General features: G+C 50.2%; 19 protein-coding genes. 2 read left to right on the top strand and 17 right to left on the bottom strand.

The window, feature by feature from the left end; genetic code table 11:
* Positions 1 to 5 precede the first annotated feature (5 nt).
* The 8 genes from AC55FS_RS03690 to AC55FS_RS03655 all read right to left on the bottom strand — a co-directional run bounded on the left by AC55FS_RS03690 (position 6) and on the right by AC55FS_RS03655 (position 5457).
* On the bottom strand, positions 6 to 389 hold the full coding sequence (locus tag AC55FS_RS03690; RefSeq protein WP_496934720.1) for a nuclear transport factor 2 family protein: 384 nt from the start codon (positions 387 to 389) through the stop codon (positions 6 to 8).
* Between the two features lie 239 nt (positions 390 to 628).
* Positions 629 to 1165 (bottom strand): GNAT family N-acetyltransferase, encoded by a 537-nt coding sequence (locus AC55FS_RS03685; RefSeq protein WP_496934719.1) that lies wholly within the window; start codon positions 1163 to 1165, stop codon positions 629 to 631.
* Positions 1166 to 1278: 113 nt separating this feature from the next.
* Entirely contained in the window at positions 1279 to 1629 is a 351-nt protein-coding gene (locus AC55FS_RS03680; protein ID WP_496934718.1) for an inorganic diphosphatase, read from the bottom strand.
* Entirely contained in the window at positions 1620 to 2141 is a 522-nt protein-coding gene (locus AC55FS_RS03675; protein WP_496934717.1) for a GNAT family N-acetyltransferase, read from the bottom strand. The genes AC55FS_RS03680 and AC55FS_RS03675 overlap by 10 nt, the downstream gene beginning before the upstream one ends.
* A 2-nt stretch (positions 2142 to 2143) precedes the next feature.
* Positions 2144 to 2674: a GNAT family N-acetyltransferase gene (locus AC55FS_RS03670; RefSeq protein WP_496935937.1), complete on the bottom strand. Its 531-nt coding sequence runs from the start codon at positions 2672 to 2674 to the stop codon at positions 2144 to 2146.
* On the bottom strand, positions 2674 to 3156 hold the full coding sequence (locus AC55FS_RS03665; protein ID WP_496934716.1) for a tetratricopeptide repeat protein: 483 nt from the start codon (positions 3154 to 3156) through the stop codon (positions 2674 to 2676). The genes AC55FS_RS03670 and AC55FS_RS03665 overlap by 1 nt, the downstream gene beginning before the upstream one ends.
* 125 nt (positions 3157 to 3281) lie before the next feature.
* On the bottom strand, positions 3282 to 3593 hold the full coding sequence (locus tag AC55FS_RS03660; protein ID WP_496934715.1) for an NIPSNAP family protein: 312 nt from the start codon (positions 3591 to 3593) through the stop codon (positions 3282 to 3284).
* A gap of 82 nt (positions 3594 to 3675) precedes the next feature.
* Positions 3676 to 5457 carry an aminopeptidase P family protein gene (locus tag AC55FS_RS03655; protein ID WP_496934714.1) on the bottom strand — a complete coding sequence of 594 codons (1782 nt, stop codon included), beginning with the start codon at positions 5455 to 5457 and terminating at the stop codon, positions 3676 to 3678.
* Positions 5458 to 5662: 205 nt separating this feature from the next.
* Here AC55FS_RS03655 and AC55FS_RS03650 point away from each other — a divergent pair, with 205 nt between their 5' ends.
* Entirely contained in the window at positions 5663 to 6334 is a 672-nt protein-coding gene (locus tag AC55FS_RS03650) for an HAD family hydrolase (RefSeq protein WP_496934713.1), read from the top strand.
* Between the two features lie 23 nt (positions 6335 to 6357).
* Here the strand turns inward: AC55FS_RS03650 and AC55FS_RS03645 are convergent, their stop codons facing one another.
* The 5 genes from AC55FS_RS03645 to AC55FS_RS03625 form a co-directional block, all read right to left on the bottom strand.
* Complete coding sequence (locus tag AC55FS_RS03645; protein WP_496934712.1) at positions 6358 to 6603, bottom strand: DUF2164 domain-containing protein; 246 nt, start codon at positions 6601 to 6603, stop codon at positions 6358 to 6360.
* Positions 6600 to 7052: a GNAT family N-acetyltransferase gene (locus AC55FS_RS03640; RefSeq protein ID WP_496934711.1), complete on the bottom strand. Its 453-nt coding sequence runs from the start codon at positions 7050 to 7052 to the stop codon at positions 6600 to 6602. The genes AC55FS_RS03645 and AC55FS_RS03640 overlap by 4 nt, the downstream gene beginning before the upstream one ends.
* A gap of 72 nt (positions 7053 to 7124) precedes the next feature.
* A complete protein-coding gene (locus tag AC55FS_RS03635) occupies positions 7125 to 7826 on the bottom strand; it encodes a GNAT family N-acetyltransferase (protein WP_496934710.1) in 702 nt (233 codons plus the stop codon).
* 220 nt (positions 7827 to 8046) lie between these two features.
* Positions 8047 to 8382 (bottom strand): NUDIX domain-containing protein, encoded by a 336-nt coding sequence (locus tag AC55FS_RS03630; protein ID WP_496934709.1) that lies wholly within the window; start codon positions 8380 to 8382, stop codon positions 8047 to 8049.
* A gap of 127 nt (positions 8383 to 8509) precedes the next feature.
* Complete coding sequence (locus AC55FS_RS03625) at positions 8510 to 9445, bottom strand: isochorismatase family protein (protein ID WP_496934708.1); 936 nt, start codon at positions 9443 to 9445, stop codon at positions 8510 to 8512.
* An 87-nt stretch (positions 9446 to 9532) separates the two neighbouring features.
* On the opposite strand from AC55FS_RS03625, the gene AC55FS_RS03620 reads away from it, so the two are divergent.
* Positions 9533 to 10426, top strand: a complete 894-nt coding sequence (locus AC55FS_RS03620) for a LysR family transcriptional regulator (protein ID WP_496934707.1) — start codon at positions 9533 to 9535, stop codon at positions 10424 to 10426.
* Positions 10427 to 10470: 44 nt separating this feature from the next.
* On the opposite strand, the gene AC55FS_RS03615 is transcribed toward AC55FS_RS03620, so the two are convergent.
* The 4 genes from AC55FS_RS03615 to AC55FS_RS03600 all read right to left on the bottom strand — a co-directional run bounded on the left by AC55FS_RS03615 (position 10471) and on the right by AC55FS_RS03600 (position 16643).
* Positions 10471 to 11496: an efflux RND transporter periplasmic adaptor subunit gene (locus tag AC55FS_RS03615; RefSeq protein ID WP_496934706.1), complete on the bottom strand. Its 1026-nt coding sequence runs from the start codon at positions 11494 to 11496 to the stop codon at positions 10471 to 10473.
* Positions 11497 to 11540: 44 nt separating this feature from the next.
* Positions 11541 to 14636 (bottom strand): efflux RND transporter permease subunit, encoded by a 3096-nt coding sequence (locus AC55FS_RS03610; RefSeq protein ID WP_496934705.1) that lies wholly within the window; start codon positions 14634 to 14636, stop codon positions 11541 to 11543.
* Between the two features lie 144 nt (positions 14637 to 14780).
* Positions 14781 to 15497, bottom strand: coding sequence for a LytR/AlgR family response regulator transcription factor (locus AC55FS_RS03605; protein WP_496934704.1), 717 nt, complete (start codon positions 15495 to 15497; stop codon positions 14781 to 14783).
* Positions 15498 to 15500: 3 nt separating this feature from the next.
* Complete coding sequence (locus tag AC55FS_RS03600; RefSeq protein ID WP_496934703.1) at positions 15501 to 16643, bottom strand: sensor histidine kinase; 1143 nt, start codon at positions 16641 to 16643, stop codon at positions 15501 to 15503.
* Between the last annotated feature and the right edge of the window lie 225 nt (positions 16644 to 16868).

The raw sequence follows: 16868 nt of genomic DNA, 5'->3' as shown, positions 1-16868 counted from the left end.
AGTTACTATTCTCCACTCAGTCGCTCAACCCACTGTGCACGCCAGGCTGGCGCTTCATAACAATCTGGCCAGTACTCAACCTGTTTAACAATCTTGCCATGCTGTACTGTATGAAAAGTAATGGCTCTGTCCTGGCGGACACCATCGGTCACAGACACATCCGTTACCACTTGCTCCCCCTCTGCCAGCAAAGAGTTAATGGTAAATCGCCACAAGCCCTCGGCAGGAAAAGCTGAATTAATCGCAACAAAATTGTCACGTCCGACGATACGCTCACCCGTCTGGGGCCACCAACATTCGAATGACTCGGCTAAAAAACCCGCTGCCGCAGCAAAGTCATTGCTTTCCATGGCGTGCCAGTAAGCAATAACCACTTCTTTTTCTGTCATACCGTTTGCTCTTCGAAAAAACACGACAGCCAGTGTACGTTCGCTTGTCTGTGGCCTCAACGCCCAAATGACTCTGGCACGAAGCAACGGGATCTCAAATATAACTCGATGCCTGCTCTGGATCGCCAAAAGACTCGGTTATTAAGCCGGTTGATCGCTCTATCTTGTTTCGAAAAATCGACGACCCTTAATCGAAGTTTTCCATGCTTGCCAGCAGACAATAACAGCGCCCTATTCTGTTAAATGGGCTGCTCATCGAAGAAACAAGGCACCCAGTAACGAGCAATACGTTCACACAATATTTTGCCTTTAATAACAGCTTCCAGCTTGCCGCCATTAGCTTCAATGACTCTGCGCGATGCCCGATTATCCTCATCGGCTGTCACCAATGCCTGTTCTATGCCGAGCTGCCGGGCAACGGGCAAAACCTGTTGCAGCATCCAACGTGCATAGCCTTGACGGCGAAACGCCGGAGCAACATCGTAGCCAATATGGCCACCTTCCTCAGACAGCAGAGGGGTATTAATATGGTGACGAACACGAATGGTACCGGCAATAGCACCGTTATCAGCAATGCACCAAAAGTGATGACATGGCACCCAACCAGGCTGTAAATGACGGCCAATGCTTTCATCGATTAGACGATTTACATAAGCGTGAAAGTCATCTATGCCGCTACGGTAATATTGTGCGTTATCTGGATCATGGGCAGCAAAGTCACGATAAAAATCGGCAAACTCCCGCTGGTATGCCATGTTAGGTTCTATCAGTTGCACGATCGATACTCCTTTAGTATCGAGGCATTGAAGCATACTTCTGATTTTGAAAAAGTGACTTACTTAATCTTTGCTGGCTTATCTGATAACAACACAGTGTTACCAGCTGACAATTATGCGTGCAGCAGCTGGTATTCGGTCTGAAAAAACTGTTCCTGAAAATGCAACTGCTGCTCAACCTCTTGCAAAGTTGGACAGCGGCCGTTTAGTGTGGCAATCAGTTTGTTCTCGTCGTCATCGTGGCGAATGGCTATACCAATAATCACAGCTTCGACCGTCGTTAATGGCTGTTGACAGTCGAGTAAATACACATCGATTTCGCTGTGATCTTCTGCCTTCGTTGCTGGCAAATAGCCGTAATTCACTGGATCAGGGTACAGATATCGTGGATGACGTGAGCCGATCGGCCTGTCGATATGAATTGTTAACTGTTTGCCTAAATACTGCTGATAATCTACTGACATTGAGACTCCGTTAACAGATAGATGTACTGTTGGCCGTTCCACTCCTTTCCTTGGATGGTGACTGGGCTAGACAGCGCTTTCTCGAGCTTAAAGCCTTGCTTCATTAAAATATGAGCCGAAGCGGGATTATTATCTAACACCCTGCCATACAGAGTGGTCAGATTAAGCCTTTCTTTGGCAACCGTCAGCAGATGTTGCAAACACAATGTTGCTACTCCTCTGCCCGTCATCCCTTCATCCACTCTATAACCAACATAAGCACTGCCCTGTTGCGGCAAAATATGGTGCAAGTTAGTACGCGCAATGATATTGCCCCTGGCCACCAGCACCCAGGGGCTCAACAGGCTCTCTGCCTGCTCATTCAACAATGTAGATATATATTCAATCACCCCAGCTTGACTAAAAAATTCTGCGGGCCGCGGAGCAATGAGACGCTCAAAAAACTGCCGATTACGCTGTTCAAATTCAAGTAGCTGCTGCCCATGCTGTAACGATAACTGCTCAAACTGCATAGCTAGGGGCTCCTATCCAGCGAATAAACAAAGCCAATGCCGGCATATTGACTGTCTTGTATGTTAAGAGATCGCTTGCGAACCCCATTTGGGGAAAAACTGCGATAAAAGACATTGTTGTTGGCACCATCAAAGGTCCATACAGTCATTGTTTTTTTGCCTTGCTCTACCAGTATGTCACACGCCAACTGAAACAGCTGCTTGCCCAAACCGTACCCTTGATACTGTGGATGCACATATAAACCAAACAGCTCACCGTTTTCCTCCTGTTGATGATGGCGAATGCATAAATAAGCGACCACTTGTCGATCAGAGCTGTTATCTGAATGTACAACCCAGCTGCTGCTATCGCTATGAGATAAATCGGCTTCTGTACGTTGATAAAACCACTGCTCGCTAAAGAGCGCGGCATGCTCAGTTGAGATCAAACCCGACAAATCGTACTGCCAGGCTGCATTAACTACCGTAGCGATTGCCTTGGCATCATCAACTTGAGCGGAAACAATTTCAAATTGCGTGTGTTGTATAGCCATCACCAGGTTCTATCCAGATCCTTTGCGTAGAGTTCGATGGCCGCTCGATAGCTTTTGATATCTTTATTATCCGTATTTTGAATCAAGGTCGATAACAACAACTCTACCGCTTGCTTAGAGCGTCCTAGGTTATAAAGATTCATGGCATAAAATGGCAGCTGCTCGACACGCTGAGGATATTCTTTTAGCCCTTGCTGAAAATATTCATCGGCTTTGTCATATTGACCAACTGTGCGCAGACTGCTGGCAATGCCAAGCAAGGCATCAAAGCGTTCTTGTTCCGTTAACTGCCCTTGTAACGCCTGTTGATAATAAGGAATAGCCTGCCGCTCCAGTCCCTGCACGTCACAGTTCCAGGCTAGCTGTAAATACGCTTTACCACGTGCTTCTGGCCGTTCAGCCAGTTCCTTTAAAAGGGCATTAGACTCGTCATACTGTTGTTGTCGGCGCAGTTGAATAGCCCGTTGGATTATTTCATCCATTATCATTCCTATATCTTGTTTTTAGGCAAAGAATCTTACTCTAGAGATCGCCATAACATAGCGAAACACAATTCTTCCATAGCGCTGCGCTGGCTCCACTACAGTCGCTTCGCCCCACTGAAGTGCTAGTCACTTGCCAGTATTGGTCGCATAAATTGCCGTTCTATTTTCTGTACAATATTATGCTGCTCGGCATAAGCAAAGGCTTCCATGCAATCTTGATCACTCAAGCTTTGCTGGCGATAGTTTTCATAGGCTGCCAACGATGGAAAGCTAAAGATAGCAAATGCCTCGTAGTTTTTGCCTTCAGCCGGCAAGAAGTAGCCATGATGCATACCACCGAATTTTTCTACTAACGGAATCCATAAGCGCGCATAGTACTCAAACTGCTGGATTTTAGTTGGATCAATTTCATAACGAACATGGCAACTAATCATGCAAACCTCCATAAAAAAGCCCGGCTATACCGGGCTAACAATCGTAATGCACAAGCATTTTTTCAGCATTACATGCGGATAGTTACAGCGCCTGTGTTGCTTGCTCTAGCCAGCTGCGCTCTTCTTCATCCAACTGATCGACCAGCGTGTTATAAACCTGCTGGTGGTAGTGGTTAAGCCAGCTGATTTCATCGGCGGTCATCAAAGCCTTATCGATCAGACGCACATCAAATGGAGCCAAGGTTAATACCTCAAATTCCAGCATTGGCACGTCACCGGCCAGACCAGATGCTTCACGCACCATGATGAGGTTTTCGCAGCGAATACCGTAAGCATCGGCTTTGTAATAACCCGGCTCATTGCTCAACACCATGCCGGGGCGCAACGCTACCGTGCTAGGAGCCTTAGAAATACGTTGAGGGCCTTCGTGCACACTTAAATAAGCGCCAACACCATGACCCGTACCATGGTCAAAATCAAAGCCATGCTGCCACAAGAACTGCCGTGCCAGCACATCCAGCTGTGTGCCTGTGGTACCTTTGGGGAAACGCGCATTTTGCAGGGCAATATATCCCTTTAACACCCTGGTAAACTGCTGCTTTATTTCAGCATCGGGTTCACCAATAGCAATGGTGCGGGTAATGTCGGTGGTGCCATCCAGATACTGAGCACCGCTATCTACTAAATATACACCTTGCTTTGGCAAGGTCGCCGGAGTGCCATTATTGTGATTGTAATGACACATAGCAGCATTGCTGCCAGCGGCAGAAATGGTATCAAACGATACTTCCTGGAACTTGTCTTGCTGCTCGCGAAAGCTGAACAGCTTATCGCTTAGCTGGGCTTCATCCAGTTGTTCACCGGCCGCTAACGCTTTATCTAACCAGTGCAAGAATTTAACTTCGGCGACACCATCACGAACATGTGCTTGGCGCATTCCCTGTTGTTCTGTTGGGTTTTTACACGCTTTGGGAATCAATACCGGATCATCACCAGCAACTAACTCGGCACCCGCTTGTTGCAGCGTTAATTGGGTCCAGGCATTGGCTGTGGCCGGATCAGCCAAAACACGCTTGTTTTTATAACCTGCAAATACCGTAGGGGCCGCTGCTTCCGTCAGCACCGCCACACCATCACCAACATGATCATAAAAGCCATCAGGCAGCTTTTCTGCATTGGTAAACCATGTCACTTGAGCATTCGCATCGATCAGGGCATAGCCCAGAATCACTGGCATGGATGGAATATCACGGCCACGAATGTTCAATAGCCAGGCAACCGAGTCAGCAGCAAACAGCAAGGCCGCATCCAGCTTATCTTTTTTTAGCTGAGCAGCAATTTGCTGCCGTTTTTCGACACTGCTTACACCTGTGTATTCCAGTGGCATCAAAATGCCCTTGTGAATCACTTCGGCTGGGCGGTTGTTCCACAACGCATCCACCGGATGTTGCGCTTGTGCCAGTAACTCGATACCGGCTTTGTTCAGTGTGTTCTGCAAACGATTAAAGCTGTTAAGGCTGAACATGCGGCTATCGATGCCAACCTTATTACCACTGGCCAGCTGCTCAACCAGCCAATCAGCATAAGGCTCTTCGATCAGGTGACGATACTCAAAAGCGTCCCCATCGACCTGTTGGTGCACCTGCACGGTATAGCGGCCATCCACAAACATGGCAGCACGCTCTGATAGCACCACCGCTGCACCAGCAGAGCCGGTAAATCCTGTCAGCCAATGCAGGCGCTGATTGCGCTCTGGCACGTACTCACTCAGGTACTCATCAAAGGTTGCCACAACATAGGCATCAAGGCCTTGCTCAGCCATGATCTCGCGGATCTGGCCCAGGCGCGTGAGGGTCTGAGACATGGTTACAATCCTATTAATCGATACCCCATCCATTCTACAGAGACTGTGGCCAAAAGGTAGCCAGGCAACAGTGTGTATTGCTGACCATGGCATCAACTCGATACACTGCCACTTCGGGCTTAACCCCAATCAGAAGCGCACGCAAAGTTCATCACATCGCCATGCTAGTAATTTGATGACACCAATAAGCCACCGAAGGACTTTTGTGAAGTACACCAGCATTATTTTCGACTTTGGTAATACCCTCGCTCAATCTTCCTCCCTAGCCTCCGCCCTGACTCGAGTACTGGACCATAATCAGGCAAAGACTATTGGCCAAGCCATTGAAAATAGAATTCTTGCGTTATACCGCCCGGAGCAGCAGCAACAACCGAATTGGCTCGACATCTGGAAAGATTGCTTTGATGATGCTGGCGTAGACTTCAATGAGCAATTAGGGCGTGCACACCTGGAGGAATTCTGCCGCGCTAATGAGACCTTTGCCGATGTCGAACATCTGCTCCAGCAACTCAAGATTCGCGGCTTACGTTTGGGCTTGTTATCAAACGCGACTGGGCCTGGTGAGATTTTTCAGAGCGACTTTGAGCACAGAGGTCTTGCCCAGTATTTTGATGCCGTGGTGTGGTCCTGTGATATCGGTTATCGCAAGCCATACCATGCAGCCTTCGACATCGCACTGCAAAAGCTACAGGCTAATGCGGCCACGACCCTGATGGTCGGAGATTCAGAGATTGCCGATATACAAGGTGCACGCCAGCTGTGCATGGATACTGCCTTAGTCTGCAACACCTTCCACGCAGACAGCGAGGCAGATTACCAAGTGTCACCACAGCAGTTATATGACGATGTTTTAGCGATTATTGACCAACGCCTGTAAATACCACGCAAAAGCCTACTAGTTTAACTTAAGGGCTTTTCCAGCTCTTGCAGGCTGTAGTTCATTTCGTCCAGCTTCTCGTTTAGCAGTTGCTGGGCGTCAAACAAGCCTTGGTTGTAAAAGTGGCCGCCGAGCTCATTGGCAAAAAAATCGATTAAGAACTCGGCCTCAAAACCACCAATATCACTTTGCATTTCGCGCTCAAAATAGCTTTTTACACGGGCTACCATATCTTGCTTTTGTTGCGCCGATAGCTGTAGCTCTTTCACGAATACACCTCAGCTTGTGGTTTATTCTGATAGATATCCGGTTTATAGATTTGCATCAGGGTTTCAGGCTTGTCCACAGAGCCAAAGCCAAACTGTTGATATAAACCATGGGCATCTGAGGTGGCTAAGGTAAAACGACGCACATCAGCGACGCTCGGGTGGGCCATGACTTGCTGCATCAATAGCTTTGAAATACCCAGTCCGCGATAGTCTGGCCACACCACAACATCTACTAGGTTGGCAAAAGTAGCATGATCGGTAATAAGCCGGCAAAAAGCCACTTGCACGCCCTCAACATAGCCTCCAATGCACACAGAATGGGCGATGCTTTTGGCCACTGTCGCTTTCGAGATACCCTGTGCCCAACTGCTCTGCTGCGTTAAAAAGAGATGAATTTTATCTACATTTAAACGCGATTGATCATCGCTAAATTCAACGTCGACCATCATGCACTCCAACTCATTCTAGATGCCACCAGCATACCTCGATATTGCCAACACCGGATAGGTGGGCAAACAGAATTACTTTGGCAGCGTAGCCAGTTTTTGAATATAACTATAAGGCTGAAAGCCCAGCGATTCGCATAGACGAATAGAAGCGCTATTGTCACGATTGGTACGATAGCGCACCACTCTCTTTCGGGCTTTAGCCTCATCAACCAAATGAGCTAGCAATGCTTGGCCTATACGCAGTTGTCGATACTCAGGTTTGACCACAATCGACAAGGATTCAAAGGGTTCTTGACCACAATAGGACGCCAACATGCCAGCGATCTGCTCGTCCATCATAACGGCATAAAAGTAGTCGGAGTCGATATCAAAATCGGCTTTGACAATGTCTTTTGCTTCGCAGCTATCGATAAAGGCTTGTATCTCCTCAGTATTTTCAGCCAAGTTCAGTTCATGAATCACTAACGAATGACCCACCACAGCCCTGTCGTTAAACAAATAATAATCCACATCATCAATATAGATTTCGTATTTGTCCTTAGGTGCCTGATCAAGAAAGCCTTGCAGTGATGTTAGCTTCTTCTCCCAAATAGTTGCACGAACACTGTCACGACAACTTACTAAGGTCTGCTGCGGGGAGTGATAGATAAACGCCAAATCATCCTCACCGTCACAGCAGAAAAAGTTATCTGCTAACAGGTAGTCACCATTCATCTGCTCAATGCCCATGCGCTGACGCCAGGCGTCATCAATAACTTCAGGTGTTATTTTCATAGTTTCTTCCTTGGATTTTGTGCGGTTCAGCTGCCACTACTCATAAAAGATAACGACAGAGTAATAACTGAAGAAAAAAGAGGGGGTATTGTGAACACGACACCACAACTAAAATATCGACTAACTGTGGATGTTCAACTGCTATAGATAGTTTTGAACGGCCCATTGATGCCCTTGATGCAGCAGGACTTTGCCATCAGCCAAATCTATTTTGGCTATTTCATGCTAGCCATGGGCCATGGTTATCCACCTGAACTAATTCACATTCATAAAAATGCATAGTGCAGGCGTAGCTAAGGCCTGTTGAAGTGGAGTCAAAATACTGCAGACACTGCCCCAGTGAACGAAGTGGTTGGATGCGATAGCCGCATTCTTCTATAAACTCCCTAATCAAAGCCTGGGACAAGGTCTCTCCTGCTTCGACGCCACCGCCGGGCAGCAGTAAAAAGCCATGCTGCAGTCGAACACATGCCAGTTTTCCTTGCTCAACCAGCACGCCGTAAACAGCGCTTCGATGAAGATAATCTTTACCGAACTGGTAGCCAAATTTTTGCATAGTGTTACTTGGTAGCGGACAAGACGTGTTCATGGTGATCATTTATCACAGTTAAACTGAGCAGCCATTCTACGCAGCGACTAGCAACCTGTAAAAACAAGTTGGCCGCCAGCAGGCGGCCAGAATCTTAAAGGAGATTTTGCTTAATAAAGTCATCGGTCTCACTAACGTTCGCGTAAGCAAAACCTAACACATGGGCCGTGCTTTCTTTTACCGAATTGGCGTTGGTAGCAGCACTGATATTTGGTGCAGCGCAGGCATCTATAATTAAGTGGCAGTGATAACCTTTGTCAGCCGCTGCGCGAGTCACAGCATCAACACACACATGGGCCATGGCACCAGTAATGACTAACTCTTCTATGCCTTGATCAATCAGTATTCGCTCCAGGTTGGTGCCAACAAAACTGTTAACGCCCGACTTTACCACCACGGCTTCGTTTACCTGAGGTGCCAGCTGGTTATAAATTTCACTGCCTTTAGTGCCCTGAACAAAAAATCCTTTTTGATCATCGGCAAAAATATGCTGCACATGAATCACCCGGCGGTTGTCATGGCGAAATGCTTGCAATAATTTAGCGGCATTATCCGCAGCGGCTTGAGTATTTGCCAGCTCCATAGCACCGCCGTCAAAATAATCATTTTGCATATCAACGATCAGCAGCGCCATCTTGCTTTTGCTACTGCGCGCGGCAGACCATTGGCTTTTTACCGTGAAGTCGTCTTCTTGTAACTGCCACGGCTCACTAGGCGATGCCCGCACCCACAGTTCTTTGGTAATAAAACCTGTGGCAATATTCATACCCCAAGTCGCGGAAAGAATGGCCTGGTTGTCATCAATCACCTGAATGCGCACATCACGATAGACCAGCTCAGCGGGCTTTAGCTGAGCAAACTCGTTCCAAAAAGCCGCGATCTCGTGTTTACCATGAAAGCGACCTTTGGGATTGACCGTCATTAGCGCATCATCCCGATAAGCCGCTAAACAGCCCTCTAGGTTGCCTTGATTAAACTGGGCGATCCAAGCCTGACTGGCCTGCATTACTTGTTGTTCGATGGTGCTCATACGTGTGCCTCCTGGGCCATTACTGTTTAAAGAGGCGCTATGATATTGTTTCGATTAACTAAGATAATTATCTCGAGGGTGAAGTATATGTTCAGTATTTATGAACATAAGAAACTGCCGTATCAGATGCTGGTATTTTGTGAAGTCGTGCGCCAAGGCTCCTTCACCGCCGCAGCTGAAGCGCTAGGGCATACCAAGTCGGGTGTCAGCACGTATGTGTCACAACTGGAAGCAGATCTTGCGGTGCAGCTGCTCAATCGCAGCACCCGAAGACTCAAATTGACTGAGGCTGGCGAGCGTATTTATCAGCGCAGCCAACAACTAAGCACTTTGCTCAGTGATACCTTGGATGACCTCGATGCGCTGCAAGGTGAGCCCCAAGGGCGCATTGCCATCACCGCACCGCATGCCTTTGAAGCTAGGTTAATCACCCCCGCCATCGAACATTTGTGTGCCAGTTATCCAAAGCTGTTGCCCGACGTTACGTACAGCGATGAGCGTCTCGATATCCTCAGCCATCAACTGGATATGGCCATTACCGTGGGAACCCTGGCCGACAGTCGTTACCGTGCCATTGTGCTGGGGCAGCTCACACCCATATTGGTGGCATCACCTGATTATGTGCACACGGCCCCGAGCCTTGATTCCAATGATCTAATGCAGCACAGCCTGATCCAACTGCCCTGGCAGCAGCAGGCTTTTGTGCAATGCCAAGGACAGAGCATGGCGTATCAGAGTGAGCGCATGCTGAAAACCAACACTGTTAGTTCCGCCATGCATTACGCCCAAAGCGGGCTGGGCATTGCGCTGCTACCGGCGCGTTTTATTGCTTCTGAGCTGGAAACAGGAAGCCTAGAGCGGGTATTGCCACAGTATCAGGGGGAATCACGTACTGTGTATGCAGTGCATCGCTATCAGCAAGCCTTGCCACTGGCGTTACAAGTATTGGTGCAGCAACTGCAACAAGGCTTTGCCCAATGAATAGATAAAAAACAGAAAGGCAGCACACCTCCTGCTTAACAAAATCAACTGGTACGCACCGCCTGGCCGGGACGCAAACGCTCTGCACCGCGAATGACCACTTCATCGCCCACCTGCAAGGGGCCGCTAATGGCAATATTGCCTTGCTGCCCTTCACCTGGTTTTACTACCAAACGCTCGGCTTTGCCGTCGTTTAAACGATAAACATACACCGCATCCTGGCGCAGTACCAAGGCATCACGTGGAATCATTTTTACCGTTTGCGCAGGCCCTTGTGGCAAGGCCACACTCAGCCCTTGGCCGACCACAAACCCTTGCGGCAGTGCGACCCGCACTTCTAGCATGCGTGAGCGCTCGTCGCCCACCGGCACCACCGCACGTACCTGGCTACTCAGCAGCTCACCGTCAGGTAAACGCACTTGTACCTGATCACCCGCCTGCACATGGGCTTGCACTTCGACCGGAGCACTAACGCTCAGCTCTAGCTGTTCGAGGCTGACGATGCGCACGATCGCGTCGCCAGCATCGACGTATTCACCCGGCTGCTTTTCGCGCGCAGCGACAACGCCTGCAAACGGTGCACGAATAACCGCGCGTTCGATACGATACTCTGTTGTAGCCAGCGCTGCTTGAGCCAGTGCCACCTCTTGCTCCAGCACTTGCTGTTCCATTTGCAACTCATCCAGGCGAAATCGCGCCTCACTTTGGCTAGCAGACAAGCGCTGCGTACGCTCCACTTGGCGAATGCTAAAGGCTAAACGTGCCTGCAAACGTTTTACTTCGGCTTCATCACGCTGACGCTGCAGCTGCCATTCGCGCTGCTTCATACTCGCCAATTCATCGCCTTTTTCTACTCGGCTGCCGACTTCTTTGACGGCCAATAAGACGCCACTGTTTTCTGCAGCGATGCGAGAATCGGCACGGCTAATTACGTTACCGGGCGCCCAAATGGTCGGCGCTTGCTGCGCCTCCACCACAGTAGCGACGCTCACCAGAGTGGCGTCCTCTGCCTGGCTGTGACCGCTGTATGCAGCCACAGTCAGGCACAATATTGAAATAACACGGCGCATAACTGTGTGCTCCTCTTTTTTATTCATCATTGACCAGGCTCTCATTAGGCCGCCCTCGGCCATTGCTGATCATCTTCGTCTGCTTGTGCTTTAGGCTGAGCTTTGCCCATGCGCAGCAGGCAGGGCAATAAAATCAGGGTAAATACCGTGCTCACTATCATGCCACCGACGATCACTGCCGCCAGGCCGCGATAAATCACGCTGCCTTCACCTGGAATCAGCAGCAATGGCAACATGCCAAAAATGCTGGTCAGTGTGCTCATAAAAATAGGACGCAAACGCAGCAGCAACGATTGCTCCACCGCAGCATGGCGATCCAAGCCTTCGCGCTCACCAATACGGGCCTGATGCACCAGCAAAATGGCGTTGTTCACCACCAACCCCAGCAAAATCACAAAACCAATCATGGTCAGCAAGTCCAGCGGCTGGAAGCTAAATAAATTAAGAATTTGCAGCGCCAGTACCCCACCAACGGTGGCTAAAGGTATGGCCAAGACCACCAAGGCGCTGTCTTTAGGCGAACGGAACAAGGCACTCATCAGCAAAAATAAAATGCCCAACGCAATTAAAAAGTTCTCCGATAAGGTTGCCAGTGCCTGCTTCAGGCTGTCGGCACTGCCGCCATAAATAATGCGACCATCGGCCGGCATAATGGCCTGCAATTTCGGCTCAACATGGGTTTGAATCGCCGTCATTGCACGCTCCAGTGACATATTTTCTGGCGGTGAAACTTCCAGCGTGATGGTACGGCGGCCATCGATACGACGAATGCGATCCGGGCCAACGGTACGCTCTAATGTCGCCAGTTCGCTAAGTGGTACGATGCGGTTATCGCCCACGGCTAGGGGTAAATCCTCCAGAGTTTCCGGGCGCTGATCATCGGCCGCGCGCACGATAATATCGAGACGATTATTGCCATCGAAATACTCGCCGACATACATGCCCTGCCCCAAGGTACGAGTGACGGTTGCTAATTGCTGACGGCTCCAACCGTTTTCGTGCAAACGTCTGTCATTGGGATACAAGCGCAATTCCGGCTCAGCTTGCTCCAAACTCGGCTCAGGCCGTGCCTGCGCTTCTGGCAAAGCCTCGTTTATCCAGCCCATGGCCTGACGGGCAACCTCACGCAAGGATTCGGTATCACGACTTTGCAGGTGAATCGGAATGGAGCGATCACTGCCAAAGCGACCAAACAAATTGCCTTGAGAGCTAAAGGCCATGGTATCGGGCAAATCGCGGGTGATTTCTTCGCGAATAATGCGCTCCATCTCTTTTACTCGGCTCTGGTCTTTAACTCGTACACCCATGGTGCCGCCGCCATTGCCCCACACCAAAATGTAATAGTTCTTCAGTGCCGGCTGGCGCGCACCATCCATATAGGGTTTTAAACGCGCTTCTAACTTGGTGACAATTTCACGCTCAATGGTGTCGAGATTGGTGGCCGGAGGAAAACGAAACCAGGTATCAACGGCATCACGTTTTACCGGTGGCAAATAATCCAGTTCAGGAATTAAACTCACCGTCACAGCGACCGGTATGCTGACCAAGCCCACCAATACCAGCCAGCGACGCTTGCGTGTGGCGGTGATTTTCATAATGCCTGCAGTGAGCTTTTCCCAGCTGCGATGGTGATGGTCCTCGAGCTTGGTGGCGCTAAGCCAGCGCTTGGCCATCATTGGCACTACGGCCACGGCGACCAGTAAGGACAACACCACAGCAATAGCAATGGTCAGCGCCAAATCGCTAAACAGCTGGCCTTCGACGTCTTTTAAAAATACCACCGGCACAAAAATCGCAACTGTGGTGGCCGTTGACGCCAATAAAGCGCCCCATACCTGCTGGCTGCCTTGCAGTGCCGCTTCACGCGCAGGCATGCCGCGCTCGCGTAAGCGCACGATATTTTCCAGCACGACGATGGCGGCATCCAGCACCATACCAACAGCAAATGCCAGGCCGGCCAGAGAAATCACATTTAGCGTACGACCAGCAAAATTGAGCACAATAAAAGTGCCCAATAACGAAATGGGTATCGCCATAGCGACTACTAAGGTGGCGCGCATGCGGCGTAAAAACCACCACAAAATGCCCACCGCCAGCAGCACGCCCATCACCAGATTGCTGGTTACCAGGTTAATAGCGCGGTTAATAAAAACTGAGGCATCAAACGACTGTTGCATGTCTAAGCCACGCTCGGCGATCGGGCCGGTACGCAGCTCTTCAACCGCTGCTTTGACCTGCTCTAACGTGCCTAAAACATTGGCGCCATTTTCGCGGTCAATACGAATACTGATGGCTTCGTTGCCATTTTGACGAGCAAAGTCGCTGCGTTCGCGCGGCTTGACTGACACATTAGCCACGTCACCCAAGCGCACCGGCTGACCGGCACGCCATTCAAGAATCATGTTTTCCCATTCGTCGGGCTGATAGCGGCCAGCAAATCGTAGGTTATAGCGCCTACGCTCTACGTCTAACCGCCCAGCGGATACATCTTCAGATTCACTTACCTGAGCGGTAATTTGTGGAATCTGAATGCCCATTTGTGCGGCTTTTAATGGGTCAAATTCAATCACTAGCTCTTGCGTGCCGATATCGCTCCAGCCGCCAATAGATACTCGCGCCACGCCGTTAATCGACTCCAGCCGCGGCTTAATCACATCCTCGGCAAAGGGCACAAAGTCTTCTAACGGGATGTCGTTACCCGGCAGTTTTTGCAGAAAGAAGAACGTCAGTGCCGGTGTGCCACTGCCACCGGCCATGGAAACCGTCGGTGGGCTGGCATCTCTGGGTAAGGCCGGTAAACGGTTCATGCGGCTGATCACATCCAGCAGCGCTTTTTGCATGTCGGTTTCAATATCGAAGGTCAGCGATATTTCCGACCAGGTCATATTGGCATTGGCCTGCATCTCCTTGACGCCCGGCAGACCTTGCAGCACTTCTTCAATCGGCTTGACGATTTCGGCTTCCATCTCCGCCGGTGAAGCACCACGCCAACTGGCGTTAATAGAAATTTGTGGCTGGTCAATATCTGGAAACAACTGCACTGGCAGCTTAATCAGACTAAACAGACCAAACAACAACACCACGGCAACCACCACGGCGGCCGCAGCAGGGTTACGTAACGCAGAGGCGGTTAAGCTCATAATCGTTCCTTGTTGGCACAGAAGGCTGAGTGTGATTGCGCAGCGCGTCAGAGTGATGACAGTGCGCCCAGTTTGGTGATGGCAAGAATACCAACCACAGCGATGCACGAGCGGGTGATTCGTTAAGCGGTTCGCAGGGTGCGTTTAGTGGTGCCAGCGATCTAACAAAGCGTGACGATATCGACGACTAACGCGCAGCTCGGTGCCGTCAGCCAGCTGTGCCAAGGCATCACCGCCAGTGATTTTTTGCAAGCAACGCACCTGTCGTACATTCACCAGCCGCGATCGGTGGATACGGACAAAATCGTCGCTCAGTTGTTGCTCCAGCTCTTTTAAGGTGGAACGAACGATGTGCTGGCTGGCACCACAATGAAGACACATGTAATCGCCCGCCGCTTCGATCCAGTCGATGCTGCTCATCGGCAATTGCCAGCGGCCCTGATCCGTTTGACAGTCGAGTAGTGATTGCGGCTGTTGTAGTTGCTGCTGTTCCAGTTGACGCCATTGACGTTTTTGTCGAATACGCTCCAACGCCTGCTGCAGCCGATCAGGCAATACTGGCTTGAGCAAATAGTCGGTAGCGCCCAAGTCAAACGCCTGAATCGCATGTTCGCGATGGGCCGTGACCAGTACCACATCCACGTCACCGGGCAATTGTTTCATCAACTGCATGCCGTTCATGCGCGGCATATCGATATCCAATAACAAACAATCCGGGCGCCAGTCGGCCTGATGTTTCAGCACCTCATCACCACCACTGCAACTGGCCACCAACTGTACGTTATCGATTGCCTGCAGCCTTAATGCCAGCCCGCGCCGAGCCAAGGGCTCATCATCGACAATCACACAGCGCAATATCATAGGCTAATGACCATATGGCCGGCGCACCATGGGCACACTCAGCGGGAGTGAAATGCCGATGCTTAAGCCCGGCTGGTGATCCTGCAGCCAAATCTGCGCATGACCGTGATAAGTCACGTCCAAGCGCTCCAACACATTGCTTAACCCCACACCCAAACGTGAACGGAAGGTCTCCAGCGGCAGCGGCTGGCGCCCGACGCCAGCCATGCCCTGACCACGATCACTAACGACCAGCTCTAGGTGATCTGCCATGACATCTGCACTGATATGAATATCGCGTTTACCGTCCTGGTTCATGCCATGGATGACTGCATTTTCCACCAGAGGCTGCAGTAATAAGCTAGGGATGCTTTGCTGCTGGGCGGCATTAGATATCTGCCAATGAACCGACAAATCATCGGCAAAACGCTGCTGTTCAATATCCAAATACCACTGCAGGGCTTCCAACTCCGTTGCGAGGGAAACCGGCTGCTGGGCATTTTGCTCCAATGCGTAGCGCAGTAAGCGCGACAAACCCGACAGCATGCGATCGGCCTGGTGAGTTTGCTGTTCCAGCACCAGGGTAGTGATGGCATTTAGGGTATTAAACAAAAAGTGCGGATTGAGCTGGTACTGCAACATGCGCAGCTGCGCCAAATGAGCTTGGGCCTGAGCGTTCAACGAGCGGCGTTGCTCCTGCTGCCACAAACGGTAATAACTAATACCGAAATACAGCGCTGCCCAACTCAACAGAATAAAAAACGAGTAGGCAAACCAACTGAAATAATTCATCCATTCCAGCATATCGAGCTTGCCATGGCGGGCACTGTATACCAGCATCTTCACCGCCGACCAGATACCGGCAGCGAACACAACACACAGCACACTCGCCGGCCAACGCCACCAACCAGGCCACTGCAACGAACGCTTGAGCAGTGGATGCATGGCCCAACTCAATAACAAGCCAGTCATCAGAGAAAACAGTGGGTATTGCCAGGGAATACCGCTGTCGTCCTTCTCCCACAGAAATTCGCTCATGGAGACAAAAAAGCCGTAGCCCAGCCAACCAATAGCCTGACAGAGCCAGAACTGCACACGGCGGGACATCAGCCATTGTTTGAGTGGCAGAGTGAATGGGGATTGCTGTGGCAGAGCGTGATCAGTCATGAAACATTTCTTTGTTAAGCCGGAGTGGCGACACCATGATGAAAAGGATAAACACTTGCTCATAGGAAGAAAATAGCGGTGTTGCTGCCATTTATCCCATAAACAGGCATGTAACGATAACGACGTATGCTTGCGTACCGCCGCACCAGAGTGTTCAAAGAATCAGTCTAGTCGCAACTGACCCACAGAAGGCATTATCGCCACGTCAGCGTTAATAACGCGTTT

This window comes from Bacterioplanes sp. CLAM21 (genome assembly GCF_059641015.1).
Note: the sequence above shows the minus strand (reverse complement) of the source record. Positions and strands in the feature narration are given on the sequence as shown.